The organism is Corynebacterium sp. LaCa54, from assembly GCF_046717495.1.
GTDB lineage: Bacteria > Actinomycetota > Actinomycetes > Mycobacteriales > Mycobacteriaceae > Corynebacterium > Corynebacterium kefirresidentii.
This window is the reverse complement of sequence record NZ_CP177115.1, coordinates 809,796-835,504: the sequence shown is the minus strand read 5'-3', so window position 1 is coordinate 835,504 and position 25,709 is coordinate 809,796. Positions and strand designations below refer to the sequence as shown.

Genomic DNA, 25,709 nt, shown 5'->3' with positions numbered 1-25,709 from the left:
CACCGCCCTATAAAGTTCCGCAGTCTTTCCATGTAGCTAAAAGTTTTGCGAACAGTTTCCGCATAAAGGCTGTGGAGACTTACCAAAACAAAATCTCGAGACACCATAGGAACGATGTCTCGAGACTTCACACGGTGCCCCCAGTGGGACTCGAACCCACACTGAATCGTTCTAAATTCTAAGTCATGGGCTACTTTTCTGGCGGTTAACATTCCTGTTGTTGCAGGTAAGAAGTTTACCTATTCCGGCTAGAGTTAGGATTTTCGGCTATTTCTTACTATTTTTTGGACACTTTTTGGACACCATCTAGCGCTGCATTCACTAAATCGCCAATGGGGACACCATTGTCATTGCGTTGGACGTAAACCCGCTCCGTCAACAAGCTAGACGAGTGACCCAAAACCTCCGCAGCCTTGGCAGGACCCAATTCGTCATAGACGATAGTCCCGAGGGTGTTTCTAAGGGTGTGTATCGTCACCCAGCTAAATTCTTCGCCGCGCCACTGCCTAAGCCAACGGTTGAAATTGTTCTCCCAAAGATACGTGCCCGCCCCGGACGGGAACACCATCTCTAAGACTCCGTACTTTTCTTTTCGACGCTGCAGAATCTCAACACACATTCGGGACAACTGAATCGGACGAACCGCATTACCAGTCTTACCCCCATCTTGTCGAATTAAACCCGTGTCCTTCGAGTAGACCATTGATCCACTTACCCGAAGAATCGGCGGCTCATCCTCCAAGTCAATATCACTCCACTTCATCCCAAGAACCTCGCCAGCCCGCAGCCCAGTAGCCAAGCTAACGTCCACCACGTCCTGGAGCGTCTCATTGCCAGACTTAGCAATCTGCGTACGGAACCTAGGAATCTCATCCAACGTCAAAGCGCGGACTTCCTTTTGCTCAACGGCGACCGGTTCGACAACTTGCATAGGGTCGGACGGAATCAACCCGTATCTTGTCGCCATTTTGAAAGCGCCTTTAAGAACAGTACGAACATTCGGAGCAACGCCCGAAGGCAGGGCCTGGAGCCAACTATTCAAGTATGACGGAGTGACTTCCCGAATACGCATCTCCCCGAAGGCGGGCACAATGTGACGGTCAATTGAATTACGGTAACGGTCACGCGACTGGGGGCGAACCTTCTTCTTCGTCTCCAACCAGTGTTCCATCAAATCGGAGACTGGACTCGTCGTTGTGAGAACCTCCGAATCCGAAGCCCCTAACTTCTCTGTGCATTTCGCCTTAACAGCGTTGACGGAGCCGGATTTTGAATTGCCCCGCGCTCGAACACGGACTGTTTCGCCGTTCCATAGGCGAAGCCGCGTGGAAGACTGCCACTTCCCGGACTCCAACTGCTTGGAAGATATTTCACCCCACGTTCCCAGCGGCGTCGCCGGCCTACCGCGAGCCACTTCTAAATGCCCATTCTTTTCGTACGTCGCGTGCGAGTTCTATATGTGTGCCGATGGAGTCGAAGTATTTCTTCAGCTCCGTTAGTGCTGCAGTTGGAACATCACTGTCGATGGAAGCCAGAGCTTCATCAGCCCTGTTATACGAGTCCATGAACCCTTTAACAGCCAAATAGACCGCTTCCTCGTCCCTAACCAGATCTTGCTTGAGACTCAGATAAAATGCATCGTCCTCAGAAATGGGCCTTGCAATCATCCGGGTCAAGTCTTGTTGAAATAAATCGGCTATGGCCATCGCTTCGAGGGCTTTTGCGCTCTGCTCCCCAGATTCAATTCGCCGCAACGTTGTTGAGTGCATTGCTATCCCCCACTTGTCTTTAAGTAGGTCAATTAACGCTTGGCGCGAGATTGAACGAGATTTCCTAAGCGCACTTAAATTCGAGCCGAAATAATCTTTCTGTACGTCTTCGCCACCACTCATTACCTGCACCTTTCCAAAATGGTTCCAATCGTGTTGTTCGGTACGAACAGTTGATGTACACTCGGTGTTGCACGTAAGGAACAAACGGTTCCGAATGGTGCAACACATTACACATTGGAAAGGATACCCATGTCCCCAGCAACAACCACACTTAGGGCAGCAGCCGAGCTGCTCGGTATCTCTAAAAGCAGTGCGTATGCTGCAGCCCGCAACGGGACTTTCCCGACGAAAGTTATCCAGATTGGTGGGCGCTATGTCGTTCCAACTAACCCTCTTCTAGAGCTTCTGGGACTCGACGAGTTGCCGAAGGAGGTGGCGTAAGTGCGGAAACAGTATCTTCCTCAGGACTCGCTGGCGTATCTCGCTGATAGCGTGCTCGTTTCTCTCGACGTCGCTAACGAGGAAATCCAGGACATCGACGGCGCTTGCCCGGAGTTCGACGAGCTGCCCGAAAACCTGCAGAACGCTATCTACATCCTCGACGGCATCCGCGAAGCGGTCCGCAAAGAAGCCATGCACCACAACGTGCACCGCGCTACTCACTACAGCAACGGCCTTCCGGTTCGCCTGCATTACAAGGGCGAAGTCGTTACCGACCCCGAAGGCATGAGCTACCGGCCGGACAACATCACCACGATGCACCCCAGTGGCACGCCAGACGCTGTAATCCCACCCCAAGACAACGCCGCATAAGGAGAAGAAATTGACCACCCCTAATAAGAAAACCCTCGCAGGTGCTGCGAACACCAACGAGGGAGCAGGCGAGACTGGTAAAGGCTCGTACACCCGTAATCATAACAGCCGCGAACTTCGCCGCGCTATCGGCAAGGTTCAGGCCGCTATCTCCAACAACAACCGGGCCCTTCGCCAAATCAACGAGGAATCACTCAATGCCAGCCCGGCCGAGTTCCAGGAGCTCGACGCGGATTTTGGAGAAGTCCAGAGGACTAACACCATGCTGACTAAGCAGCTCCGCTCCCTCGTTGAGCAACACCACCAGGTGGTGCAACAGGAGCGTGACGCCGCCAAGCAGCATGAGGAAGAAAAAGCCCGCCACGATGCCCGCAGGCGCGAAGAAATCACTCGCATCACGGGAAATTCTGATTGGTCACCTATGGACCTGCAATACATGCTCGTCGAACGCTACCGCGAAGGCGGCGACTACATGACCGTCCTCGACGCCATGAAAGCTATTGATGACCTCGACCTACAGCGCGCCGGCCTGAACTCTTGGGGAGAAGGTGACGAGTAATGCAAGAACGCTACACAGTAGTTTCCTACAGCCCAGACTTCATCATTCTTCGACACCGCAATGAATACGTAAACACGGGATTTGCTGACTGTGCATCCGTCCATGTGGTGAAAGAAACCCGTGCAGACGGTCGCCGCAAATGGCGACGAGACGGATCCCACCTCAATAACTTCTACTCCGTTCTTTTCAGCCGTAGCAGTTGGAAGGTGTTCTCCATCTCTACAGAGTTTCGTGACAAGCGAAATGATGGTGCGCTCGTCCCTGGCGATAAGGAGTTCCAACTCATTGCTGACGAAGTTACCGAGTTCTTCACCCGCATGAGCACCACCACCATCGACGGATCGGAGGCCCGCAAATGACGGTAAACGCTGACGCTCTTCTTTCAGTAGCGGATCTTCTTCTCGTTGCTGACGCCGAAGACCTACTCCAGCACCTCGACCTCCCCAACACCCTCGCAGCATAAGGAGCACCAGCATGGCACGCCGAACCAAGCCGAAGTACATCCCCGAGATGAACATCACCAAGGAGACCTATGACGGCAAAGAAACCATTGACCAATACTGCGCAATGCGCAGCGACTACGGATATTCCGACATGGAGATGAATCCGCTCTACCTCGAATCGAGTATTCAAGACCGCCTCTTCGACATCCTGGCAGAGCACATTGACCAATACGACTTCAACATTTACCTAATCGCTGAAGTTATGGCGAACGCTGCGGTCGAAGCGCTTCGGAATACGGACTTAAACAAGTTCCCGTATGACCCTCACTACTACTAACCCCCATTAGCCCTACTGGCAGGCACCAGCGTTCGAGCCGCTGGAGGGCACCAGGCCCACGCAAACAGTGGTGGCAAACAGCGCGGGCGACCCGAGAAAAAACAACTGAATAACCAAAACAATCCAGACCTGTTTTAGGAGTACTCAAGTTGACGACTCACTCGTCCCAGATGCATGAGCAACACGCCCATGAATATCTGCGAATCCTCATCAGCGGAAAGCTATCCGCACACGAAGCCATCGAAGCCTTAAACCTCGTCGACGAAGACGATTATGGGGCCAACTGGCAAGCACGCACCATTCACCACGCCATCCGCGCCGCCGCTGATATAGCAACCCGCGACGGCCACGGCCTGGACCCACTTGTCGCCACCGACGTCAACGAAGTCCTCGTCAACAACGGAGACCTCGACAACGACGGTATGGGCCACACGTGGCTCCAGTTCATCAGCCCCCAAGACACCCCACCAGAGCTAAACAAAGCTCGACTCCCACAACTAGCGCGCCGCATCACCGAAGACTTCTTTAGGCTTCGCCACTCCGAAATCTACGCCGGGGCCAACAGCATGACCGCCCCACTTGTAGACCTCTGCACGCAAATGGACCGTGACCGCCAAGACCTTCTCGAAATCTACGGTCGCATGACCAAGCTCAGCACGAAGACGATGCACATCGTGAAGGGTGGTGCCGCATAAATGAGTGACAACACCACTAACAGCGCCCAAGCGCCCTTCGGTCGACGAGTATCCTTCCGAACACTGGCCGGCCAAGAATGGGACATCCCGGTATTCATGTGGGAACTCGAACACGAAGGCCAAACCACCGGAATCTTGCCCATGGGAGCCATGTCAATGGCTGCAGGCCGCCCCGCAGCAGGAAAGTCATCCTGGGGACGCGATACAGCCGCCCGAGTCAGTCGCGGCACTCTCCCCGGCGCACTCTACGGAACACCCGCCAACGTCCTCTATATCGCCGCCGAAGAGAACATTAAATACAACGTCATCCCCGGCCTTATCGCATCCGGAGCGGATATGAACCGCATCATCCGCCCCCGCGTCGACTTCCACGCCCCAGACGGCACCACGGAAGAAGTCGCCATCCTTCCCGAGCATGACATGCGCACCATCATCAACCTCTGCATTGAGCACGGCGTGAAGCTCGTCATCGTCGACCCCATCATGAACTTTATGAACGGCATCGACGCCAACCGCAATAACGAAGTCAGAGACAAACTCAAGCCCTGGACTCGACTGGCCGAAGAAATCGACGGTGTTGTCCTAGCCATCACACACCTCAACAAATCCGGAAACGGAGACGTAGTAGCTGGCATCACGGGCTCGTCAGCCTTCGGAGAAGTCACCCGCTGCGCACTAGGCTTCACCAAACTTCCAGACAGTGACGAGCGCGTTATGAGTGTTGAGAAGAACTCTATCGGGCTAGAAGGCGCGGCATGGAAGTATCGCATCGCATCCCGCACACTCACCCGAGAAGATGGTGTATCCCACGACTTCGGAGTCTTCGAACTCCTTGGGGAATCAGAGCAAACAGTTGGTGAAATCCTCCGTGACCAAGGCGAAGGAAACAGCACCGCCGAGCTTAAGACGATAGTCCTAGACTTCCTAGACCAATGCGGGGGAAGTGCCCCAGCCGTTGAGGTGCAAGCGGAGGTCAAGGCTGCTGGCATGGCCTGGAAGACCGCCCAGAATAAGCGCGGTAGTTGGGGAGTTCAGACAACCAAGATTGATAAGAAGTGGCACTGGTATCTCAAAGGCCATAAACCAGGGGAAATCCAATCCCCCCAACACACATGGGACCTTGGGACCTTGGGACCTTCACAGGTCAAGGGGCATAAATCAACATCCCAGCCGGGACCTTCCCCTACCACTCGGGACCTTGAAACCAACATCCCGAACAACAATCAACATCCCGACCGGGACCTTGAAAAACCACCCCTAACCACTGAACATCCCAACATCCCAACATCCCACGTGACTTGGGGGCCAGAAACCACCAACACCACCCAAACAGCCATCATCAACACTCTCAGCACCACCCACCCAATGAACCTCGGAGCCATCATGCGCCAAGTCAAAGAAGCCACCGGCTCAGGAGCCACCACAGGAGAAGAACTAGACCAAATGGAAAGCCAAGGCGTAATCATCCGCAACGTCAAAGGCGGATACCTCCTAGCCGTAAAGGAGACAGCATGAGGATCCGTATCCGACTTCCTCATAACCCGTGGCGTGACGGAACACTCCGCATCAAAAGGGTGGGCCGTATCGGAGGACACGACCGCCTGTCGGTCTCCCTCTTAACCAGCAAGGGCCAAGAAGTCAGCTTCGAAGTCCAAGACAAACACATCTACCAACTCGCCGACAGCATCGTCGACCACGCCGACGAGTACTTCCTCAATCAAAAGCAACACCAAGGAGAAGCCGCATGAGTACGCCACACCCCGCACGACCACCACCAACCACACCCCAACCCCGAAGACACAAACAACAACACACAGAAGGAGAAACACAATGCAAGACAACACCAACGAAATCCTCAACGAGATTCTCAACACCCTCAAAGAAATCCAGGGCGCTGTCACCTCCGACAAGGAAACCACGGCCGACAAGTTCGCAGCCGCATTCAACCAAGCACAAGGAGAATAAACATGACTCACTTCGACGAGAACGGCTACCGCGTATCAACGGGCCAACTCTTCGCAGCAGCAGCCGCCGAAGCACTAAACGGCCCACCACAACCCGACAAGGAAGCAGACCACCAGGAACCCAAGCCAGGGCCACGCCGCCCGCAACCAGTTCCCGAAGCCGGAACACCAACACCATTCCAACCTAAAGGCACGGGCGAACTCTTCGCCCTCGCAATGGAAGAAGCACTCTACCGATAAGGAGAAACAACAATGCCAGCCGGAGTCCCCAACTCATTCATCACTACCGACACGCTCTACACGTGGAGCCGCCAAGCACTGGACAACCTCTTCCTCATGTGGGGAATCAAGAAAGACCCCGAGTGCCCCGCCGCCCGCGAAGCCATCGTCAAGCTCAACGAATGGTCAACCTTCGCAGCCATGAACGGCACACCAAACACCAGCGCCAGCATCACGAACGCTAGCCCCGATGAATGGGAAGGCATCTACGACCAGGCCACAACCGCAGCCACCCGCGCCACAATGATCGCCAACGACAACGAGTCCGTCACCAACGTACTCAACTCGCAGGCACACCGCGCACTCACCAGCGACGAGCAAATCAACTATGTCCTCAAGACACTTCCACTCGACAAGGTTGAGAAGGAGTTCGCCAAAGCCGTTGAAGAAGTCGCACCCTACCTCGACGACCCCATGAGCGGCATCGCAGAGCACGCCACCGCGCTCTCCACCGTCGCCAAGACTAACCCTAAAATCGATGCCCTTATGGCCTACGTTGCCGAAGTAGCACGCGCACCACGCGCCGCAGCGGTCGCTGATGTCCCAGACCTCTTCGTCCTCGAATACCTGCGTGGAATCGGTGGCACCGGAGCACGCGTCAACTACCAAGACGAAGACGCCCACCTTCACCAACGAGTCTCCCACGCCAAGAGCATCCAAGAAGCCAACGAGGTCCACCGAATCATCACAGGCGAATGGGACGGAATCACCTTCTCCTTCCCACGCACAGTCGCCGAAATCCGCCGCCGCGCCAAGGCCTTCAACACCGCAGGCCAAACACACGCCCTAACCAAAGAATCCGAAAGGAGCGGAGAAGGCCGCACCAACCCGAACAACTCACCCAAACCCCACGACCCCAACACATGGGAAGAAGGCTGGGTGAAATAAACACCACACACCCCAACGCCACCACGGCCGCGGGGTGTTCCGCATAATCACACCACCCCGCACCACACCATGCATAAAGTGTGTATAAAACTTGCATAAACCCCTGGGGGATGCCCCTCTGGGGTCCTGAAATTCGGTCGGAAGGCATAGTGTCCAGCGGTTTATGCAAGTTTGAGGGTTTCGGCCTATTTTCGCGTTATGCATGGCTGTGTATATTTTTTAGGGTTATTCTGAGGGTAGTTTTCTTGGCGAAATGATTGGAGTGATGGAGTATGCCAGGCCCGGTTGCGAATCCGAATAGTCGGAGGAATCAGGGTAAGAATCTTGGGGGTGTGGTGCTGCCTTATGAAGGCAGGCCCGGGAAGGCCCCTGCATGGCCGCTAGAGGGCCGAGCGCCGGCCGGGTGGGCCGCACTATGGAAGATGCCCCAAGCGGTCGAATGGGAGCGTTTGCGGTGTGTTGAGGAGGTTGCTAATTATCTTCTCGTTCGCACTGCAGCACGTGAAGCGTTGGAGCGTGGGGAACCGAACGCCGCGCTGTTTGGTGAGGTTCGTCAGTGCGCGGATCGGTTGGGGTTGACGCCTATGAGCCTGAAGCGGCTGGGGTGGGATATTGCGGAGCAGGTGAATGGTGAGGTTCGTCGTTTGGATGCGGCGCGCCAGGACCGTTTCTTGAAATTGCTCTAATGTTCTCGTCCTGGCGGACGGTTCCCCATCAATAACTTGTGGGCTAGGTCCGGGAGCTATGTTGATTAGAGCCAAGCGCACCCACCGGCGAACCACAAACACGGCACGAATCAACACAGTGAAGACGGGGAGGACTGTAGTAACTACGCCCCTCGCTCTCCTCACATGTCCTCCGCTGGCCTTCTTCCCCGCCTTAAACGAGTCCGCCCCAACCTGGCATTGCAGGTCAGGGCGGATTTTTATTTGGACACTTTTTGGACAGTTTTCACTGTCCCGTCACTATTTCCCAGCGTTTCCGCTGGTAGTAGTGCCCCCAGTGGGACTCGAACCCACACTGAATCGATTTTAAGTCGACTGCCTCTGCCGATTGGGCTATGGGGGCAAGGCAAGGAATATTTTAGGCTACCTTCCCCCGCAAGAGTTAACGAGGGGTACCCTCTGCAGCAAGACCTGCAATAATGCCGTCGAGAATGTCCTTTTCACTAATGAAGAAACTACGCGCAGCGCAATTTCGCTCGATTAGTTGCATGATACCTTCCACGGCTACTGCCCCACCACCGATGACATCGGCACGGCCGGGGTGAATGACGGGGTTGAGGGCGCGGACGTCGGAAGGCAGGGCAATAAGCTGCTGCAAGAGCACGCGCAGGGCACCGAAACGGAGCTCAGAGCCGTGAATGGCATCGGCATCGTAACGCTCGAGGCCTTGCGCCAGTGCGGACAGTGTGGTGAAAGTGCCCGCACAGCCGACGATGGTACGAGCCTTAGAAATAGGTACTATGTCCTCGACCTCGGCTGTTCGCTCACCGACGTACTCCGAAGCGATCTCGATCTCCGATTCGGTAGGTGGATCGGTGCGCATGATGCGCTCGGTCAGCCTGACGCACCCCATGCGCGCCGAATGAGTACCCAAGATTTCGCCATCCGCCGTTCCTACAACGAACTCAGTCGAGCCGCCACCCAGATCAATCACGCAAAATGGACCGCGGTCCGGCTCTAAATCGGCCACAGCGCCATTAAAGGACAACAGGGCCTCTTCCTCGCCCGAAACAACTTCTGCCTGAGCACCTGGCTGGATTTGGCCGAGCAGCTCAGCGGTCATATCGAAGAATTCCTGCTGATTCTTGGCATCGCGAGTAGCAGAGGTAGCGACCATCCGCACCCGGGAGACCTTTTCAAACTTCATTTGGCGAACATAGCCCTCCAGGGCCACGCGTGCACGGTCAAGAGCCGCAGGGGCGATTTCACCTGTGGCATCCACGCCCTCTCCCAGACGGATGATTTCCATCGTACGAGTAATATCGCGGACCTTGCCATCATCTTGAACTTCAGAGATGAGCAGACGAATCGAATTTGTTCCGCAATCAATCGCAGCAACGCGAGTCATAGCATTCCTCCTATTCCGCGTTAGAAAACTCGAACTGCGCTAGGTCAATTCCCAAATCTTCTACCGTGGGCCAATCCTGGGGGATGGCACTTCCTCGAAGCTTGCCATGGTCGGCGGCCATAGCTACCGCTTCAGTTCCCAACCGGAAATGCTGCGGCCCCTCAGCCAGGGCGTAGGCAATGAGCACGTGCAGGCACTTCACGCGATCCGGCATACCTCCACCGGAGAAATCGGTGCCGAGATCTTCGATGTCATTGCGCTTGGACAAAAAGTATTCATGTGCACGCTGGTAATCAGCAGCCAAGTCCTCATCCTCACGCAGTCGGGATTCCATCCACTTCATGACGTGGGCAACTTCCAAGCGTGAAGCTTCGGCCGTAAGCCGTGGGTCAGTGAGGTAATAGAGGGTGGGGAATGGAGTGCCGTCGGCAAGCTTGGGCGCTGTCTTAATCACCGCAGGCCGGCCAGCTGGCGTGCGATAAGAAACCTCCAGCACTCCGCGCGGAGTGCGGCCCAATTGCTCAGTTACTACAGCGATGTCTGCATCAGTGACGGTCATGCGGACAATTATCGCACATCCGCTTTCTCTTCCGGTGCCGGCTCAATCGGAAGATGATTTACCTGCTCGGATGGCGCTTCTTCTTTAGGGGGTTCAGCCACGGAATCCCACAAGACCTCATACCAGTCGCGGGAATCTTCTTCCTTCTGACCGTCTGTGGTGAGCTGGTCTTCCGGCTTAATCTGCGGGTCAATGATGCGATAGGCAGTTTCGCCCTCATCAACAACCCCGAATCGGCGCCGCGCCTCCTGCTTGATGTACTCATCGGATTTATATTTATCAATCTTTTCCAGCAAAGCAGCTTTTTCATCTTGCTTGGCAGCGATTGACTCATTCAAGCGGGCAATTTCGGACCGGCCATGATAGTAATTGCGCAGGGGAACAGCGATAACCAGCAATACAACCAGCACGATAGCCATGATCACGCCTACTCCGGCGATACTCATCCGGTCTGGCTTTTGCTTCTGCTTTAGTTGTGCGCGCTGAGCTTTACGGACATCTGCAGCACGCGAGGCTACCGGAACCCTAGTGCGGCTCCGGTTTCGCTGCATCTTTCTTTCGCGTGCCATAGGTTTCCAATCCTAGCGTCGTCACTCCCGTAACAGAGACTTGGCACGCGCATTTTGGGTACACTAAAAGAAATTCTCCCTCCCAGTAAGGAATTTTTATGTCCCTCAAGCGCCTCCTACCCGTACTTACCGCAAGCCTATTTCTCGCCAGCTGCAGTCCCTCTGCCCAAGACGGTGAGTATCCCGTCTACGGCGACGATTACGATCTAAGCACCCAAGACGGCATGGCCGACTACCTCAAGGAATATAAGACCCTGCCAGATGATTACATCGACCACGATGCTAAGGAGCTAGGCGGGAACGATAAGCCGGAGAGCTTTGAAGCCAACGCAGCGTCCGTCAAGAAGGCCGGCGAAGTTACCTGTAAGAATGACGAACTGCTGCAAATCGCAAAGGACTTCTTCCAAGGCGATACGGACAAGCTAGGTAAAGCTGTAACGTCAGCAGGCGGACCCGATGAAAAATATGGTGACGTTTTTGAGGCCCTCGACATCCCCGATGACGCACCTGATAATGACAAGTATATGGCCGCAGCGATGACCCCGCTGGGGGCTGTTATGTCCTGTGGCGATGAGTTCAGCGATGAAGAACTGGAAAAGGTCGCGGCGTCCATGCACACGAGCTAAAGGCTCGAATCATATTCCCCTCACTTAAGGAATAGTCATGCCCCTCAAGCGCCTTCTTCTACTAGTAGCCGTCGGCACTCTACTGAGCGCCTGCAGCATTTCCGACCAAGAGGAAGAATCTACCGCCCAGACTAAATCCTCCACGCCCAACAGCACTACCAGCAGCGAGGTTCCCACCACCACAAGCAGAAGCTACGATCTCAATACCAAGAGCGGCTTCATCTACCACATCAAAGAGCATGGGACGATTCCGGACTACTATTTGAATGTGTTCGCCTCCGGAGCTTCCGAGGCCGAAGAAGGCCCCACCAGCTACGAGGTCAATGCCACGACCCTGAAGAAGGCGGGTGCTGTTGCTTGCAACAATGATCAGATCCTGGACGACGCCAAGTATTTGCTAACCCATGGCGAAGGCGCACTTGCGGAGCTTGCCGCCAAGCCCGAAGAGTTTGATCAGAAATACGCCCCCGTCTACGAAGCGCTTGATATATCAGCCGATGCCCCTCCTGAAGACAGGCTATTCAGCCTATACATGGCCAGTGTTGGCTCTCTGGCAACATGCGGTGATAAATACACCGATAAAGAACTCGAAGCAGTCGCTGACGCTATCTTCAGCCTATAGCCCTCCCCTGCAATTTCGCACACAATTTCGCTTTTGGCCTTGCAGGACTCGAATGAGTGTTTTAGACTAAGGGACGTAAATTCGATTAGGTGTGCGATTTATTTCAGGGGGACTATTTTGTGACAGCTACCGACACACCGTCAAAGAAGGCCTATTTTTCCACCAATAACCTCGACGACACCGTCTGCCTCCTGGCCTTGCTCCAGCGCATTCAATCTTGGCAGTTGTACCAATCTGTGCTTCCACGATTAGAGGACGATGTCGAATGCACCACCGCCGCTCTATCTAAGCGTGTGGGTCTGAGTTACTGGCGAGTTCTATCCGCGCTCCGCTCCCACCTACGCATGCAGGAATTGCCATTGACCACAGCGGTGCAAACCGAACATTGGATCCTAGACCTCCCGCGGCTGCACGTAATTGATGCCGAACTTGCCCCGCTTGGCGACGACGCAGAAAGCATCCAACTAGTCGATGCCGCCCTCGCGGACTTCCTTACCCCAAAGGAACCTGCTCAGCATGTCCCCACAGAATCCGAAATCCGGAGGTTCTTGCGTGACTATATCGACGGGATACTCATGCCAGATATTGAAAAGGAAATCGAGCGATCCGTTTCCATCTCCTATTCCAAAGGCCAAGCCACCATCACATTAAAAACGGATAAAGCCACCGCCAGCGCTATATCCCGCCATATCGACAAAGCAGCGCGAAAGAAAAACATCACCAAACCAGAGGCTTTGGAGGCGTTAATCTTTAACCGAACCCAGACAAAGGTAGTAATTAATACTTATGCATCTGGCGATGATGCATCTCGGGTGTATATCCCTTCGGCGGGGTGGTGCGTACTTACGGAGCAATTAAATAGTTACTCCATGACTCGTGAGCTGTGCCCGCAAGAAACTTCTTCTTACGTTCCCACCGAACAAATCAGAACATGGGTCCACGGTCGCGATGCCACATGTCGCTGGCCAGGGTGCTCAATGCCAGCGCATTATTGCCAGCTCGATCATCGAGTGGAGTATGCCGACGGTGGACCGACGAGCGTCGATAATTTGGTAACGCTGTGTCAGCACCACCACAACGTGAAGACCGATGGAAGAGCGCAGTACATCATGGATCCGATCACTGGGGACGTCGTCTGGCTCTTTTCGGACGGCACCTTCGAGATTGATCGCGCCCAAGGACCTTTGGCACCGCGCACCGTGAATTGGAAGCAAACTTGGCAACAATATCTGGACATGCGAAAGCGCCCCCGCAGTAATACGAGGGCGCTACACAAGGAGGCGATTAAGCCTTAAAGCGTGGGAATGCGGAGCGGCCAGCATAGACTGCGCCGTCGCCCAGCTCCTGCTCGATGCGCAGCAGCTGGTTGTACTTAGCTACGCGCTCCGAGCGGGCTGGAGCACCGGTCTTGATCTGACCACAATTCAGTGCGACAGCCAGATCAGCGATGGTGGTGTCCTCGGTTTCACCGGAGCGGTGGGACATCATGGTGCGGTAACCATTGCGGTGAGCCAGCTCGACAGCATCGAAGGTCTCGGTCAGGGTACCGATCTGGTTTACCTTCACCAGCAGTGCGTTGGCAGCCTTCTTCTCAATACCTTCCTGCAGACGGGCAGGGTTAGTAACGAAGAAGTCATCGCCAACAATCTGTACCTTTTCGCCAATGGCGGCGGTAAGGGCGGTGTAGCCGTCCCAATCGTCTTCTTGCAGAGGATCCTCGATGGAGACAATCGGGTACTCATCGATGAGTTCCTCATAAACCTTGGACATTTCTTCAGCGGTATGCTCGCCGCCTTCGAAGTGGTACTTACCGTCCTTGAAGAACTCGGAGGAAGCAACATCGAGCGCGAGGGCTACGTCCTTGCCCGGCTCGTAGCCAGCCTTCTTAATGGCGTCAACGATGACGTCCAGAGCAGCCTTGGTGGAATCAACGGAAGGAGCGAAGCCACCCTCGTCACCCAGACCAGTAGACAGGCCCTTGTCCTTCAGCACTGCCTTCAGTGCGTGGTAGACCTCGGCACCCATGCGCAGAGCTTCAGCGAAGGACTCAGCACCAATCGGGGCAATCATGAATTCCTGGACGTCAACGCCGGAGTCAGCGTGTGCGCCACCGTTGAGGATATTCATCATCGGCACTGGCAGTACGTGAGCATTGGGGCCACCGATGTAGCGGTACAGCGGCAGTGCAGCGGACTCTGCGGCGGCCTTGGCTACGGCGATGGAAACGCCCAGGATAGCGTTAGCGCCCAGCTCAGACTTGTTATCGGTACCGTCCAGCCTAATCAATGCTTGGTCAATGAGGCGCTGATCGTCAGCTTCGAAGCCAGCAATCTCATCGGAAATCTTCTCATTGATATTCTCAACAGCCTTCAAAACACCCTTGCCCAGGTAGCGCTCGCCGCCGTCGCGCAGCTCGTGGGCCTCGTGCACGCCGGTAGAGGCACCGGAAGGAACGCCTGCTACGCCGCGGGCGCCATCGTCAAGGAATACCTCTGCCTCAACGGTTGGGTTGCCACGGGAATCGAGAATCTCGCGGGCGAAAGTGTGGATGATATCAGCCATGCTGTTCTTCACTCCTCATCAAAATGTTCGCTCTGGACCAGCCGGCCCAGCCACGTTCTCAATTGTTGCAGAAAACGTAGCCGTGTGACACTACTTGGCACTTTGTGGAACTGAGTAAGCATTGGCGGCGTGCGCAACCTTATGCAAATAGTCGCTGGACTGATTGTAATTTAGGATTGCTTCCTTCCACTGATCTGGGTTAGAGAGATCTCTGTCACCGAAGCACAAAAGTCCGGCCGCCCCAACAGCGGCGTCATCGATTTGGTTGGGATCAGCCTTCCCATCACCATTGGCATCAGCGCCCACCGCTTCCCACGTGGTGGGGATAAATTGCATTGGGCCTACGGCGCGATCGTATTCGGAGTCTCCATCGATTTCGCCGTTATCGGTGTCTGGGGTGTGGGCCGTGTTGTTCAGGCCATCGAGGGCGATGCCGTTGATGGGGGGTTGGGGGTAGCCGGCGTCGTCAAGCTTGGAGTGCTTAAACCAATTGCCGTTATAGGTACCGTGGCGTGTTTCTACATAGCCCAAGCCGGCAAGGGTATTCCAACGCAGGTGGCAATTGGGCCACTTTTGCTGAGCAATGAGCTCAGCATTGCCATAGGCACGCAGGGCGGCCGGCGGGATGCCAGTGCGATCAGCTAAGTCAGAGGCCCAGTAGGTGAGTTTATCTGCGGTGCGCCCGGGCGCATTGACGTCAATGTGCGCGACCGCTTTACCTTCAACGGGCGGGATGTTTTCAGGTACGGGCTGCTGAGAAGTACCGTGCCCAGTCAATAGCCATGCTACTAGCGCGATGATCACGACTACGGCTACCCCGCAGCCCCCGAATATCTGCAGCAGCCTCTTCATGGGAAGCTATCCTACATCTCCTTTGCCTGCGCGCCACAGCCGCTCTTGCGTGTCAACATCGACTATCTCAGTGGTGCCATCAAAAAGGTAAGGGGCGCGGGCGCGCATTTTGGTGACGAAGCTTTGGGCGACGTCGTCAAGCGAAAAGGCAGAGATTTCCGCATGGAAAAGGACCTGCAGGAAGATATCGCCCAGTTCCTTGAGAATCTCGCTTTCCGGCTCACGATTGCGCACGGCCGCGGCGAATTCGGCGGATTCTTCCTCAAGGTAGGGCAAAAGGGAGGCATGGGTTTGTTCACGCTCCCATTCACCAATGCGCCGCGCAGTGGCCATAGTCTGGCGCGCCTGCATGACGGGATCCGCGAGGGATTCGGCCCGGATGACCGACTCCCCAGTAGCTATGCGAGCGCGGGTTTCAGGATCACATTCGTCGGTGCTGACTAAGGTTCCGATGGAATCTTCCCCTACGAGGAGATCGGAAAAGTTCCACCGCACGGAAACCGGAACTTCACCGGTGAAGTAAACGGGGCCGCGTAGCTTCCCGTGTGCTTGCATGGGGATCATGGTGGGCCAGCGTTCATCGAGCAACAGCACAGTCATGTGCACAAAGTCTAGCCCGAGTTCCCATTATGGGGCTATTCAAGGTATTTTAAGCCAATGACCTCCAGCCAGAATAAATCCCACTCCGTGACGTTGTGGACCCTCGTCGCGCTCATTATCGGTTCCACCGTTGGCGCGGGTATTTTCTCGCTGCCGCAAAACATTGCCTCCGTTGCCGGCCCAGGCGCGATGCTCATTGGCTGGCTGGTAGCGGGCGTCGGCATGCTCTCTGTGGCTTTTGTGTTCCAGATTTTGGCCCGCCGCAAGCCGCACCTTGATTCTGGCGTCTATTCCTATGTGCGCGCCGGCCTCGGCGATTTTATTGGTTTTACCTCGGGCTGGGGTTACTGGCTGGGCTCCGTTATGGCGCAGGTGGGATATGCCACCCTCTTTTTCAATACGCTGGGCCATTACCTGCCGCTTTTCGACGCCGACCATTACTGGTCCTCCGCCATCGCCGTCTCCCTTTTGTCGTGGGGAATTTTCGCGGTACTCGCCCGCGGCATCAAGCAGGCCGCCTTCATGAACCTCATCACCACGATTGCCAAGATCGTGCCCATCTTGGCTTTCGTGGTGCTCATTGCTTTCCTCGGGTTCAGCTGGGATAAATTCACCGTGGATTTCTGGGGACGTGCTTCCGAGGCCAGCGTCTTCGAGCAAGTCCAAGGAATCATGCTCTTTACCGTGTGGGTCTTCATTGGCGTGGAGGGAGCATCCGTGTATTCCAAGCAAGCCTCCAAGCGCACCGATGTCGGCCGCGCGACCGTGATCGGCTTCTTTTCCGTGCTGGCACTGTTGGTCTCTGTGTCCACCTTGAGCTTTGGCGTCATGAGCAAGGAAGAATTGGCCGCGCTGCCAGATAATTCCATGGCCTCCGTGCTGACCGAAGTCACCGGCCCCTGGGGCGGCGCCCTCATCTCCATCGGACTGTGCTTGTCCGTTCTGGGCGCCTACGTGTCCTGGCAAATGTTGTGCGCCGAGCCCATCGTGATGATGGCCATCGACGGCCTCATTCCCCGGCGCATCGGCACCATCAACGTGGCGGGCGCGCCGTGGGTAGCGCAGCTGATTTCCACGATGTCTATCCAGCTGTTCATCATCGTCTTCTACCTCAACGAGGCGTCCTATAACGCCATGGTGCAGCTAGCGACCATCATGTATCTGCTGCCGTATATCTTTTCTTCCCTGTACCTATTGCTTCTGACGTTGCGTGGCAAGGGGCTGTCTCACCCGCAGGCGGGCATCAAGTTCGATCTTTCCGGACCAGAGGTAAGCCGTAAGGACAATCGCAAGCACTTGATGATCTCTTTGCTCGCGTTCATCTATTCCCTGTGGCTGATTTACGCGGCCGACCCCGTCTACGTCCTGCTCGGCGCGCTGGCCGTAGTACCCGGCCTTATCCCCTATGTCGGTACCCGTTTGTGGAAGAAGGAACGCATTTTTAACACGTTCGAGTGGTGCGTGGTGGCCATTGTCTTGGCCGGTGCCGCCGCCGCCATTTGGGGCTTGAGCACCGGCTGGCTCACGCTCTAGCTACTCCCCTACGCTCACCACGTTCGAGGAAGCGGGCTGGGCGCCGCTGACGTTGACGGGAGCGACGTCGAAAAGCGCGCTTAGGAAATCCGCCGCCCACTGAATGAGCTCGGTATCGCGCAGCTTCGGCGAGGTAACATTGCGCCCCGCCTTGGGGAATGGCACATTGATGGCCTTCGCCGCCGCGCGGAAGCTGGATCCTGGATACAAACGCTTGAGGCGCACCTGCTTGGAATCCGGCAGCTCCACTGGGTGGAACTTGATACGGGTGCCCTGCACAGTGATATCCGATACACCGGCGCGGCGCGCTTGGTGACGCAGGCGGGCGACGGACAGTAAGCGTAAGACCTCCTGTGGCAGCGGGCCAAAGCGGTCTTCCATTTCCTCAATGACGGCCTTGAGGTCATCGTTATCTTGCGAGGCTGCAAGCTTGCGGTAGACCTCCAGGCGCAGGCGCTCGGAATCGATATAAGCCTCCGGGATATGCGCGTCCACGGGGAGATCGATACGGATTTCTTTCGGTCCCTCATCCGTCACGGTAGGAGCTTCGCCGCGAGCGAGAGATTTGAAGGTTTCTACCGCCTCGCCAACAAGGCGGACGTAAAGGTCGAAGCCAACGCCGGCAATGTGGCCAGACTGCTGGGCACCGAGCACGTTACCGGCACCACGCATCTCCAAGTCCTTCATGGCTACTGCCATGCCTGCACCAAGGTCATTATTCTGAGCGATGGTGGCAAGGCGGTCATAAGAGGTTTCCGTAAGCGTAGCGCCCTTCGGATACAGGAAGTAGGCATAGCCGCGCTCACGGGAACGACCCACGCGCCCACGCAGCTGGTGCAGCTGGGACAGGCCCATATGGTGAGCGTTTTCCACAATGAGGGTATTGGCATTAGCAATGTCCAGGCCGGTTTCCACGATGGTGGTACACACCAGAACGTCATACTCGCGGTCCCAGAAGCCTTGGACGGTCTGCTCCAGCACTTCCTCGTTCATCTGGCCGTGCGCGACGACGACGCGAGCCTCAGGTACCAAGTCACGCAGCTCGCGGGCCTTCTTTTCAATATCAGAGACCTTATTGTGGATGAAGAAGGTTTGACCATCGCGCAGCAGCTCGCGGCGGATGGCCGCGGCGACCTGCTTGTCTTCATAGGCACCGACGTAGGTCAGCACGGGGTGGCGGTCTTCCGGCGGGGTAAGGATGGTAGACATCTCGCGAATGCCCGCCATGGACATCTCCAAGGTGCGCGGAATAGGTGTAGCGGACATGGTGAGCACGTCCACGCTGGCTTTAAGAGCCTTGATATGTTCCTTGTGTTCCACACCAAAGCGCTGCTCTTCGTCTACGACGATGAGACCAAGGTCCTTCCAGTGCACACCGGTCTGCAGGAGGCGATGCGTGCCGACGACGATATCGACGCTGCCATCGGCCAAGCCCTTAAAGATGTCTTTGGCTTCTTTCTTCGAGGTAAAGCGCGAGAGCACCTCGATCTTGACGGGGAAGCCGGTCATGCGCTCGCTGAACGTATCAAAGTGCTGCTGGGCTAGCAGCGTAGTGGGCACCAAAACGGCCACCTGCATGCCGTCTTGTACGGCCTTGAAAGCAGCGCGGATGGCCACCTCGGTCTTGCCATAGCCCACATCGCCGACGACGACGCGGTCCATCGGCACCGTAGATTCCATGTCTTGTTTGACGGCGTCGATTGCAAGCATCTGGTCTTCGGTTTCGACGAAGGGGAAATTATCCTCCATCTCCGCCTGCCACGGATTGTCAGGGGCGAATTGGTGGCCGGGTGCTGCTTGTCGCTTGGCATAAAGCTCAACGAGTTCGCCCGCAATTTCGCGTACTGCGGCGCGCGCCTTCTTCTTGGTGTTCTTCCAATCGGAGCCGCCCATCTTAGACAGGTGGGGCGATTCGCCGCCGGTGTACTTGCTCAGCAAATCCAGAGAGTCCATGGGGACCCAGAGCTGGTCGGCGGGCTGGCCACGTTTCGAGGGTGCGTATTCGAGCACGATATATTCGCGGCGGCTGGTCTCATCGCCGGACTGGATGGTGCGTTCGGCCATCTTTAAGAATTTGCCAATGCCGTGGGTTTCGTGCACCACAAAATCGCCCTGTTTTAGGGCAAGCGGATCGACCTTATTGCGGCGCTTGGCGGGGCGCCGCTTCGCTTCGGCGATATCGCCTACGCGGTTGCCGGTCAGATCGGTTTCGGTGACGACAACCAGCGGGAGGGCCTCGGCGTCCTTAGGCTTTTTCACCTTGGGGAACACCAATCCAGCATGGCTTAGCGCCTGATAGAGGGTGACTTCTCCGGCGGTGGGCTCCCAGCCAGGGGTAGCAACCTTAGTGCGGATGCCCTTTTCCGCGAAGCGATCCACCATGCGCTTGATAGCGCCCTGTGCCGGAGCGATGAAGGCCGCACGGCCCCCGGCGTTGGTATGCGCGAGGAGTTGGGCCATCATGGCATCGATTTCTTCGATATTGCCGCGCGGGGTGGGCCCTGGCTCGAATTCGAGTGGGAGGGTCTCTTCTTCTGGGGCGGCAAGCATTCCCGGTGGGGAAAAAGTCCACAGCGGCAGGTCGGACTCGCCGATGGAAACCTCGAGCGATTCATAGGAGCGGTAGCTCGAGGCCTCGGTATCGAGTCCTTCGGTGGCCAATGGGCCATCAGCACCCATAGCCGCGGCTTCCCAGCCAGCGGCGAGGAACTCAGCATCGGTCTTTTCTAAATCCGCGACGCGGCGGCGAATCTTCTCCGGGCCGACCATCACCACGTGAGTGGTGGGGCGGAGGAATTCGGGGAGGGTGATCATGGGGGCATCGGAAAGCACGGGCAAAAGCGCCTCCATGCCTTCGGCCGGAATGTGCTCGCTCACCTTGGTCAAAAGCTCCACCAAGGCGGGATTACCGGGGTGCTTGACGGCAAGGTCGGCCGCACGCTGAGCAATAGCATCCGTAATAGGAAGCTCGCGGGCAGGGAAAATATCTACGCGGCCGACCTCGATTTCCGGGATGGTGCGCTGGTCAGCTACGGAAAATTGGCGGATATCGGTAATCTCATCGCCCCAAAACTCAACGCGGACCGGATAGTCCAACGTGGTGGGGAAAATATCGATAATGCCACCTCGGGTGGCGTACTCGCCGCGCTTGGCCACCATGTCTACGTGTTTATAGGCGCGGAACTCAAGCTCACGGACCACCTCATCGAAGTCATACTCATGGTCTTCTTCGAGGTGAATGGGAGCACGACCTTCCACTTCCTTGAGGATAGGCTGGGACAGCCCGCGGGCAGCGGTGACGATGACCTGCGCATTGTCCAAGTTGTGCAAAACCTGGGCGCGGCGGCCGATGATGTCGACGCCAGGGCTCAAACGCTCGTGCGGCAGTGTCTCCCATGCCGGAAACATGGCCACCTTTTCCCCCAGCATCGCCGTAAGCTCTGCGCTAAGGTCTTCCGCCTCGCGGCTGGTGGCGGTCACCACCAGCACCGGGGCGTGATGGGCCAAAGTTCCCAAGGCCCACGGCCGAGACTGATCCAAACCTGTGATGTGGAGGTCTTCCCCCACATGAGAAATCATGCCCTTAAGCTTGGGGTCCGAGGCTGCTACCTTGAGCAAGCCGGCCAGCATTGGGGTCGCCATCTATTTGCCTCCTAGCTTGGGCTTTAGTTCCATACCGGACAAACCATTCCAGCATAGATTGACAATATGCGTGGCGACGACTTCCTTGTCCGGGTTGCGCTCATCTAACCACCATTGCGCCGTGGTAGATACCATTCCTACCAGCGCTTGGCCATAAATATCCGCCAAATCCGGCTGGATACCACGGTGTTCAAACGCTTCTCGCAAAATATAAGACACCTGGCCTACCGCGGAATTTAACAGCGTGGAGAAACTGCGTTCATCGCCCGGCTTGGCATCGCGCACCAGAATGAGAAATCCATCGGTTTCTTCCTCAACATAGGTCAAGATGGCCATCACGGCCTGCTCGATGCGCTCGCGCCAGCTGCCGTTTTCCAAAGAATCAGTAATGACCTTTTCCAGTGCCAACATCTCGCGGTCAACAACGACCGCATAGAGGCCTTCCTTACCCCCAAAGTGCTCATAGACAACGGGCTTGGATACCCCGGCGCGAGCCGCGATCTCTTCGACACTGGCCCCTTCAACCCCTAGTTCCGCAAATGCGGTGCGTCCGATGGAAATGAGTTGTTCGCGCCGTTCTCGGCCGGTCATCCTTTGTCGAGCCATACCTTCTACCCTATCCCTCGCCCCGCAATTTGTGATTTACCCGGGTGTGTCAGGTACGCTATGCCTACAGCAATTTGCTGTGTTTCCCCATGGTGTAATCGGCAACACTACGGTTTTTGGTACCGTCATTCTAGGTTCGAGTCCTGGTGGGGAAGCTTTTTAGTTTTTCTTCCTGCCGCGTCGAAAGCCTTTGAGCTCGGCTTTCTTCGCAATCGCAGCCACCTGGGCCGCGGTGTAATTAACGGGGGCTACACCAGCGCGGGGCAACACCCAGCCGCGCCAATAAGACAAGATGGCCATGCCGCTTCCGACGATGGGGGAAATGATCATGCCGAGGGCAAATTGCCCGTTGTGGGCGAAGGTCACCATAACGATGCCGGTCAGGATGGACGGCACGGCATAAAGAGGGCTGCCGCCGAAGATAGAGGGGATTTGCCCAGAAGCTACGTCGCGAACCATTCCGCCGCCCACCGCGGTAAGCACGCCAAGGAAAACGCAGGGAATAAGTGGCATGCCGTGCGTGAGTGCTTTGACGCAACCGGTAGTGGACCAGACGCCGAGGATGATGGCATCACCATGTTCGCGGAAAAGCTCCCATGCCTTGCCCTTAAGATCGATAAGAAACGCAACGAGGGCTCCTCCACAGGCGAGTCCGAGGTACCACGGATCTGAAATCGCAGCCGCTGCCCCATCTGCGATGAGCATGTCACGAATCATGCCACCGGCCAGCCCAGAAAAGAGGGCGAGGAATACAAAACCCACGATGTCGAATTCGCGGCGGCGGGCAATGGTGCCACCAATGATGCCGTTTAGCACCACGCCAAGGAGGTCAAAGGCTTGATAGAGGGAATTGATGAGGGGATCAACATCATGCATGATTCTTAGGCCTCCTGCCCCACGGGTAGAATTTCGGCGTGATTGCGGCCGTGTTTTAGTCTCCGGCGTGTCAACATGGCTTTAATTTAACCAACTCGTTTCTCTGAAAGATCGAATTTCTCATGTCTCAATCCAATGCCCGGTATTTCATCTGGTCCAATGGCCTGCAAAATTTGGGTGATCAGATTGTGGCAGCCAAGACGGTGCTGCCAGCGCTTTTTAGTGCAGCCGGCGTGCCTGCCTTCTTCGCCGGTTTGCTCACCCCTATTCGCGAATCTGGTTCGATGCTGCCGCAGGCGGCGCTGACCCCGTGGGTGACCACGCATAGGGCCCGCAAGCGCCTGTGGATCATCGGTTCACTGGGTCAAGCACTGTCCGCCGCGGTCATCGCGCTAGCAGCATTCTTCCTTCGTGGGACGGCACTGGGTGTAGTAACACTGCTGGCCTTGGCGGCCCTTTCCCTTTTCCGCGCACTGTGCTCGATTGCGGGCAAGGACGTACAGGCGCGCACGATTTCCAAGGGTGCGCGCGGCCGAGTAACCGGTAGCGCGGCAGCACTCGGAGGCGGTGCCACTTTGCTGACCGGCGTTATCCTTTACTTTTTGGGTGAGCTCAGTATCCCCATGATGGGCACGGTCCTCGGTGTTGGCGCGGCCACGTGGGCCATCGCCGCGTGGGTATTTTCGGGCGTGGATGAGCCGGTGCCAGAGGAAACCGAAGGGGGCATCGATAAGCAGTGGTGGAAAGATACCTGGCAGCTTTTTACTAGCGACGGACAATTTCGCAACTTTGTCATCGTCCGCGCGCTGCTGTTGGTATCGGCGCTTTCAACTTCTTTTATCGTGCTGCTTAGCACCAACCTGTCCGGGCTGTACGGATTCGTGCTTGCCTCGGGGCTAGCCTCGCTGGTGGGCGGGCGAATCTCCGGGGTGTATTCCGATAAGTCCTCCAAAAACACCATGGCGGTGGGAGCGGCCGTGGCTTCGATCGTGCTGGTGCTCTTGGTCGCCAGCTCACATTGGGCCCCAGATGGGGTCAATGCCTGGGTCATGCCCATTGGCTTTTTCGCCGTGAATCTGGCTCACACGGCCATTCGAGTGGCGCGAAAGACCTACGTGGTGGATATGGCCGGTGGCGATAAGCGCACCCAGTACGTAGGTGCGGCTAATACGATGATGGGCATCATCTTGCTCGTCGTCGGTGGCATTTCCTCCGTGGTGGCGCTGGCCGGGCCAGAGGCGGCCCTGCTATTCCTCGCCCTCATCGGCTTTCTCGGGGTGTGGCGCGCCCGCAGCCTGAAAGAGGTTTCTCACACATAAATCGCACTCGGGCTATAGGATGTAGTCCGAATAAGAATTAGACTCGACCCCCAGGAGCTCAAAAACCCGTGGTAGCAACAACCCCGTGTGCCGTAGTCGTCCTTGCGGCTGGTGCCGGCACCCGCATGAAATCCACCAAGCAAAAGACCTTGCACGAGATTGGCGGGCGCAGCTTGCTCGGCCACGCTCTGCATGCCGCGGCCGGGATTAATCCGGAACGCATTGTCACGGTGGTAGGCCACCAACGCGACCAGGTCTCCCCCGCTGTGGATGCCATCTCCCAGGAGCTGGACTGCGAGGTGCTGCAGGCAGTACAGGAAGAACAGCTGGGCACCGGCCACGCAGTGGCCTGCGGCTTGGAGCCGATTCCGGAGTTTGAGGGCACCATCATCGTCACTAATGGCGACGTACCGCTACTTACCCCAGAGACCATCGAGGGCCTGCGCGCTACCCACACCGAGCAGGGCAATGCGGTAACGGTGCTATCCATGCGCTTAGAGGATCCCACCGGCTACGGCCGTATCATCCGCGCTGAGGACGGCAGCGTGTCCGCCATTGTCGAGCAAAAGGACGCCTCCGAAGAGCAGCGCCGAGTCGATGAGGTCAACTCCGGCGTCTTCGCTTTTGACGGCCGCGTGCTTGCCGACGCCCTCCAGAAGCTCGACTCCAATAACGCCCAAGGCGAGCTATACATCACCGATGTGCTCGAGATCGCCCGCACCGCTGGACACGGCGTCGGCGCGCATGTGGCAGCGGATCCGGCCGAACTGGCGGGCGTCAATGACCGCGTGCAGCTCGCCGCTGCCGGCCGCGAGCTCAACCGACGCATGGTGGAAAAGGCGATGCGCGGCGGAGCCACCATCGTAGATCCGGAGACCACCTGGATTGGTGTCAATGTCACCGTGGGCTCCGATGTCATCATTCACCCCGGCACCCAGCTGTGGGGAGCGACCAGCATCGCCGATAATGCCGAGATTGGCCCCGATACCACCCTGACCAATATGCAAGTGGGCGAAGGTGCTTCCGTCGTGCGCACTCATGGCAGCGATTCTGTCATCGGCACCAACGCTAAGGTCGGCCCGTTTACCTATATCCGCCCGAAGACCGTGGTGGGCGAGGACGGAAAGCTCGGCGGCTTCGTAGAGGCAAAGAATGCGCAAATTGGTCGCGGCTCCAAGGTGCCGCACCTGACCTATATCGGCGATGCCACCGTGGGCGAGCAGTCCAATATTGGCGCCTCTTCCGTCTTTGTAAACTACGACGGAGTAAACAAGCACCACACCACCATCGGCAGCCACGTGCGCACCGGTTCTGACACAATGTTTATCGCTCCGGTCAATGTCGGTGATGGCGCGTACTCCGGTGCGGGTACAGTAATTAAGGACGATGTTCCTGCGGGAGCACTCGCAGTCTCCGGTGGCAAACAGCGCAACATCGAGGGCTGGGTTCAAAAGAAGCGTCCGGGTACTCCCGCGGCTGAGGCCGCAGCCCGTGCGCAGGACAACGAAAAGTAAGGGGCA

The 25,709-nt window shown here is 56.6% G+C and carries 27 protein-coding genes and 1 tRNA gene; 16 read left to right on the top strand and 12 right to left on the bottom strand.

The genetic code is table 11. From position 1 onward, the window contains the following. Window positions 1-277: 277 nt before the first annotated feature. Window positions 278-1,171 (bottom strand): tyrosine-type recombinase/integrase, encoded by an 894-nt coding sequence (locus ACLI1M_RS04200; protein ID WP_411706690.1) that lies wholly within the window; start codon window positions 1,169-1,171, stop codon window positions 278-280. 229 nt (window positions 1,172-1,400) lie between these two features. Further along, complete coding sequence (locus ACLI1M_RS04195) at window positions 1,401-1,892, bottom strand: hypothetical protein (protein ID WP_411706689.1); 492 nt, start codon at window positions 1,890-1,892, stop codon at window positions 1,401-1,403. Window positions 1,893-2,021: 129 nt separating this feature from the next. Between ACLI1M_RS04195 and ACLI1M_RS04190 the strand changes: the two genes are divergently transcribed. From ACLI1M_RS04190 to ACLI1M_RS04145, 10 genes are all read left to right on the top strand, one after another. After that, window positions 2,022-2,213 (top strand): helix-turn-helix transcriptional regulator, encoded by a 192-nt coding sequence (locus ACLI1M_RS04190; RefSeq protein ID WP_411706688.1) that lies wholly within the window; start codon window positions 2,022-2,024, stop codon window positions 2,211-2,213. Beyond that, a complete protein-coding gene (locus tag ACLI1M_RS04185; RefSeq protein ID WP_411706687.1) occupies window positions 2,214-2,585 on the top strand; it encodes a hypothetical protein in 372 nt (123 codons plus the stop codon). It begins immediately after the preceding gene. A gap of 10 nt (window positions 2,586-2,595) precedes the next feature. Next, a complete protein-coding gene (locus tag ACLI1M_RS04180) occupies window positions 2,596-3,144 on the top strand; it encodes a hypothetical protein (protein WP_411706686.1) in 549 nt (182 codons plus the stop codon). Further along, entirely contained in the window at window positions 3,144-3,503 is a 360-nt protein-coding gene (locus ACLI1M_RS04175) for a hypothetical protein (RefSeq protein WP_411706685.1), read from the top strand. The genes ACLI1M_RS04180 and ACLI1M_RS04175 overlap by 1 nt, the downstream gene beginning before the upstream one ends. A 115-nt stretch (window positions 3,504-3,618) precedes the next feature. After that, window positions 3,619-3,924, top strand: coding sequence for a hypothetical protein (locus ACLI1M_RS04170; protein WP_411706684.1), 306 nt, complete (start codon window positions 3,619-3,621; stop codon window positions 3,922-3,924). Between the two features lie 149 nt (window positions 3,925-4,073). Beyond that, window positions 4,074-4,619, top strand: coding sequence for a hypothetical protein (locus ACLI1M_RS04165; protein WP_411706683.1), 546 nt, complete (start codon window positions 4,074-4,076; stop codon window positions 4,617-4,619). Next, window positions 4,620-6,134, top strand: coding sequence for an AAA family ATPase (locus ACLI1M_RS04160; RefSeq protein WP_411706682.1), 1,515 nt, complete (start codon window positions 4,620-4,622; stop codon window positions 6,132-6,134). It abuts the gene before it with no gap. A gap of 315 nt (window positions 6,135-6,449) precedes the next feature. Beyond that, the gene (locus ACLI1M_RS04155) at window positions 6,450-6,584 is read left to right on the top strand and encodes a hypothetical protein (RefSeq protein WP_411706681.1); all 135 of its coding nucleotides are present in this window, start codon (window positions 6,450-6,452) and stop codon (window positions 6,582-6,584) included. Window positions 6,585-6,586: 2 nt separating this feature from the next. Next, window positions 6,587-6,823, top strand: a complete 237-nt coding sequence (locus tag ACLI1M_RS04150; RefSeq protein WP_411706680.1) for a hypothetical protein — start codon at window positions 6,587-6,589, stop codon at window positions 6,821-6,823. Window positions 6,824-6,835: 12 nt separating this feature from the next. After that, the gene (locus ACLI1M_RS04145; RefSeq protein WP_411706679.1) at window positions 6,836-7,750 is read left to right on the top strand and encodes a hypothetical protein; all 915 of its coding nucleotides are present in this window, start codon (window positions 6,836-6,838) and stop codon (window positions 7,748-7,750) included. Window positions 7,751-8,744: 994 nt separating this feature from the next. Here ACLI1M_RS04145 and ACLI1M_RS04140 read toward each other — a convergent pair. The 4 genes from ACLI1M_RS04140 to ACLI1M_RS04125 form a co-directional block, all read right to left on the bottom strand. Then, window positions 8,745-8,818 (bottom strand) — tRNA-Leu (locus ACLI1M_RS04140). A gap of 39 nt (window positions 8,819-8,857) precedes the next feature. Next, window positions 8,858-9,823 (bottom strand): Ppx/GppA phosphatase family protein, encoded by a 966-nt coding sequence (locus ACLI1M_RS04135; RefSeq protein WP_023021903.1) that lies wholly within the window; start codon window positions 9,821-9,823, stop codon window positions 8,858-8,860. 10 nt (window positions 9,824-9,833) lie between these two features. Next, window positions 9,834-10,382 (bottom strand): DUF501 domain-containing protein, encoded by a 549-nt coding sequence (locus tag ACLI1M_RS04130; protein ID WP_411706678.1) that lies wholly within the window; start codon window positions 10,380-10,382, stop codon window positions 9,834-9,836. Between the two features lie 8 nt (window positions 10,383-10,390). After that, window positions 10,391-10,951 carry a septum formation initiator family protein gene (locus ACLI1M_RS04125; RefSeq protein ID WP_239205314.1) on the bottom strand — a complete coding sequence of 187 codons (561 nt, stop codon included), beginning with the start codon at window positions 10,949-10,951 and terminating at the stop codon, window positions 10,391-10,393. Window positions 10,952-11,049: 98 nt separating this feature from the next. Here ACLI1M_RS04125 and ACLI1M_RS04120 point away from each other — a divergent pair, with 98 nt between their 5' ends. The 3 genes from ACLI1M_RS04120 (at window position 11,050) to ACLI1M_RS04110 (ending at window position 13,494) form a co-directional block, all read left to right on the top strand. Beyond that, window positions 11,050-11,577, top strand: coding sequence for a ribonuclease (locus ACLI1M_RS04120; protein ID WP_340440236.1), 528 nt, complete (start codon window positions 11,050-11,052; stop codon window positions 11,575-11,577). Window positions 11,578-11,614: 37 nt separating this feature from the next. After that, window positions 11,615-12,199, top strand: a complete 585-nt coding sequence (locus tag ACLI1M_RS04115; protein ID WP_301732730.1) for a hypothetical protein — start codon at window positions 11,615-11,617, stop codon at window positions 12,197-12,199. Window positions 12,200-12,318: 119 nt separating this feature from the next. After that, window positions 12,319-13,494 (top strand): HNH endonuclease signature motif containing protein, encoded by a 1,176-nt coding sequence (locus tag ACLI1M_RS04110; RefSeq protein WP_340440234.1) that lies wholly within the window; start codon window positions 12,319-12,321, stop codon window positions 13,492-13,494. Here the strand turns inward: ACLI1M_RS04110 and eno are convergent. The 3 genes from eno to ACLI1M_RS04095 form a co-directional block, all read right to left on the bottom strand. Next, entirely contained in the window at window positions 13,484-14,761 is a 1,278-nt protein-coding gene (gene eno, locus ACLI1M_RS04105; RefSeq protein ID WP_023021909.1) for a phosphopyruvate hydratase, read from the bottom strand. The two genes, ACLI1M_RS04110 and eno, sit on opposite strands and share 11 nt — an antisense overlap. 90 nt (window positions 14,762-14,851) lie before the next feature. Then, complete coding sequence (locus ACLI1M_RS04100) at window positions 14,852-15,613, bottom strand: lytic transglycosylase domain-containing protein (RefSeq protein ID WP_308767404.1); 762 nt, start codon at window positions 15,611-15,613, stop codon at window positions 14,852-14,854. A gap of 6 nt (window positions 15,614-15,619) precedes the next feature. Next, window positions 15,620-16,213 carry a MazG nucleotide pyrophosphohydrolase domain-containing protein gene (locus tag ACLI1M_RS04095; RefSeq protein WP_239205309.1) on the bottom strand — a complete coding sequence of 198 codons (594 nt, stop codon included), beginning with the start codon at window positions 16,211-16,213 and terminating at the stop codon, window positions 15,620-15,622. Window positions 16,214-16,270: 57 nt separating this feature from the next. Between ACLI1M_RS04095 and ACLI1M_RS04090 the strand changes: the two genes are divergently transcribed. Beyond that, the gene (locus ACLI1M_RS04090; protein ID WP_340440231.1) at window positions 16,271-17,746 is read left to right on the top strand and encodes an amino acid permease; all 1,476 of its coding nucleotides are present in this window, start codon (window positions 16,271-16,273) and stop codon (window positions 17,744-17,746) included. On the opposite strand, the gene mfd is transcribed toward ACLI1M_RS04090, so the two are convergent. The 3 genes from mfd to ACLI1M_RS04075 form a co-directional block, all read right to left on the bottom strand. Further along, window positions 17,747-21,388 carry a transcription-repair coupling factor gene (mfd, locus tag ACLI1M_RS04085; protein WP_340440230.1) on the bottom strand — a complete coding sequence of 1,214 codons (3,642 nt, stop codon included), beginning with the start codon at window positions 21,386-21,388 and terminating at the stop codon, window positions 17,747-17,749. Continuing rightward, window positions 21,389-21,994 carry a TetR/AcrR family transcriptional regulator gene (locus ACLI1M_RS04080; protein ID WP_239208004.1) on the bottom strand — a complete coding sequence of 202 codons (606 nt, stop codon included), beginning with the start codon at window positions 21,992-21,994 and terminating at the stop codon, window positions 21,389-21,391. Window positions 21,995-22,153: 159 nt separating this feature from the next. Then, a complete protein-coding gene (locus ACLI1M_RS04075; RefSeq protein WP_023021917.1) occupies window positions 22,154-22,870 on the bottom strand; it encodes a trimeric intracellular cation channel family protein in 717 nt (238 codons plus the stop codon). 122 nt (window positions 22,871-22,992) lie between these two features. Between ACLI1M_RS04075 and ACLI1M_RS04070 the strand changes: the two genes are divergently transcribed. After that, entirely contained in the window at window positions 22,993-24,189 is a 1,197-nt protein-coding gene (locus ACLI1M_RS04070) for an MFS transporter (protein WP_411706677.1), read from the top strand. A gap of 68 nt (window positions 24,190-24,257) precedes the next feature. Next, the gene (glmU, locus tag ACLI1M_RS04065) at window positions 24,258-25,703 is read left to right on the top strand and encodes a bifunctional UDP-N-acetylglucosamine diphosphorylase/glucosamine-1-phosphate N-acetyltransferase GlmU (RefSeq protein WP_023021919.1); all 1,446 of its coding nucleotides are present in this window, start codon (window positions 24,258-24,260) and stop codon (window positions 25,701-25,703) included. Window positions 25,704-25,709 lie beyond the last annotated feature (6 nt).

Bases quoted from the DNA above. Each gene is read 5' to 3' on its own strand.
- ACLI1M_RS04200 (WP_411706690.1), bottom strand. From the start codon at position 1,171: ATGGAACACTGGTTGGAGACGAAGAAGAAGGTTCGCCCCCAGTCGCGT.
- ACLI1M_RS04195 (WP_411706689.1), bottom strand. From the start codon at position 1,892: ATGAGTGGTGGCGAAGACGTACAGAAAGATTATTTCGGCTCGAATTTA.
- ACLI1M_RS04190 (WP_411706688.1), top strand. From the start codon at position 2,022: ATGTCCCCAGCAACAACCACACTTAGGGCAGCAGCCGAGCTGCTCGGT.
- ACLI1M_RS04175 (WP_411706685.1), top strand. From the start codon at position 3,144: ATGCAAGAACGCTACACAGTAGTTTCCTACAGCCCAGACTTCATCATT.
- ACLI1M_RS04170 (WP_411706684.1), top strand. From the start codon at position 3,619: ATGGCACGCCGAACCAAGCCGAAGTACATCCCCGAGATGAACATCACC.
- ACLI1M_RS04160 (WP_411706682.1), top strand. From the start codon at position 4,620: ATGAGTGACAACACCACTAACAGCGCCCAAGCGCCCTTCGGTCGACGA.
- ACLI1M_RS04155 (WP_411706681.1), top strand. From the start codon at position 6,450: ATGCAAGACAACACCAACGAAATCCTCAACGAGATTCTCAACACCCTC.
- ACLI1M_RS04150 (WP_411706680.1), top strand. From the start codon at position 6,587: ATGACTCACTTCGACGAGAACGGCTACCGCGTATCAACGGGCCAACTC.
- ACLI1M_RS04145 (WP_411706679.1), top strand. From the start codon at position 6,836: ATGCCAGCCGGAGTCCCCAACTCATTCATCACTACCGACACGCTCTAC.
- ACLI1M_RS04135 (WP_023021903.1), bottom strand. From the start codon at position 9,823: ATGACTCGCGTTGCTGCGATTGATTGCGGAACAAATTCGATTCGTCTG.
- ACLI1M_RS04130 (WP_411706678.1), bottom strand. From the start codon at position 10,382: ATGACCGTCACTGATGCAGACATCGCTGTAGTAACTGAGCAATTGGGC.
- ACLI1M_RS04125 (WP_239205314.1), bottom strand. From the start codon at position 10,951: ATGGCACGCGAAAGAAAGATGCAGCGAAACCGGAGCCGCACTAGGGTT.
- ACLI1M_RS04120 (WP_340440236.1), top strand. From the start codon at position 11,050: ATGTCCCTCAAGCGCCTCCTACCCGTACTTACCGCAAGCCTATTTCTC.
- ACLI1M_RS04115 (WP_301732730.1), top strand. From the start codon at position 11,615: ATGCCCCTCAAGCGCCTTCTTCTACTAGTAGCCGTCGGCACTCTACTG.
- eno (WP_023021909.1), bottom strand. From the start codon at position 14,761: ATGGCTGATATCATCCACACTTTCGCCCGCGAGATTCTCGATTCCCGT.
- ACLI1M_RS04100 (WP_308767404.1), bottom strand. From the start codon at position 15,613: ATGAAGAGGCTGCTGCAGATATTCGGGGGCTGCGGGGTAGCCGTAGTC.
- ACLI1M_RS04095 (WP_239205309.1), bottom strand. From the start codon at position 16,213: ATGACTGTGCTGTTGCTCGATGAACGCTGGCCCACCATGATCCCCATG.
- ACLI1M_RS04090 (WP_340440231.1), top strand. From the start codon at position 16,271: ATGACCTCCAGCCAGAATAAATCCCACTCCGTGACGTTGTGGACCCTC.
- mfd (WP_340440230.1), bottom strand. From the start codon at position 21,388: ATGGCGACCCCAATGCTGGCCGGCTTGCTCAAGGTAGCAGCCTCGGAC.
- ACLI1M_RS04080 (WP_239208004.1), bottom strand. From the start codon at position 21,994: ATGGCTCGACAAAGGATGACCGGCCGAGAACGGCGCGAACAACTCATT.
- ACLI1M_RS04075 (WP_023021917.1), bottom strand. From the start codon at position 22,870: ATGCATGATGTTGATCCCCTCATCAATTCCCTCTATCAAGCCTTTGAC.
- ACLI1M_RS04070 (WP_411706677.1), top strand. From the start codon at position 22,993: ATGTCTCAATCCAATGCCCGGTATTTCATCTGGTCCAATGGCCTGCAA.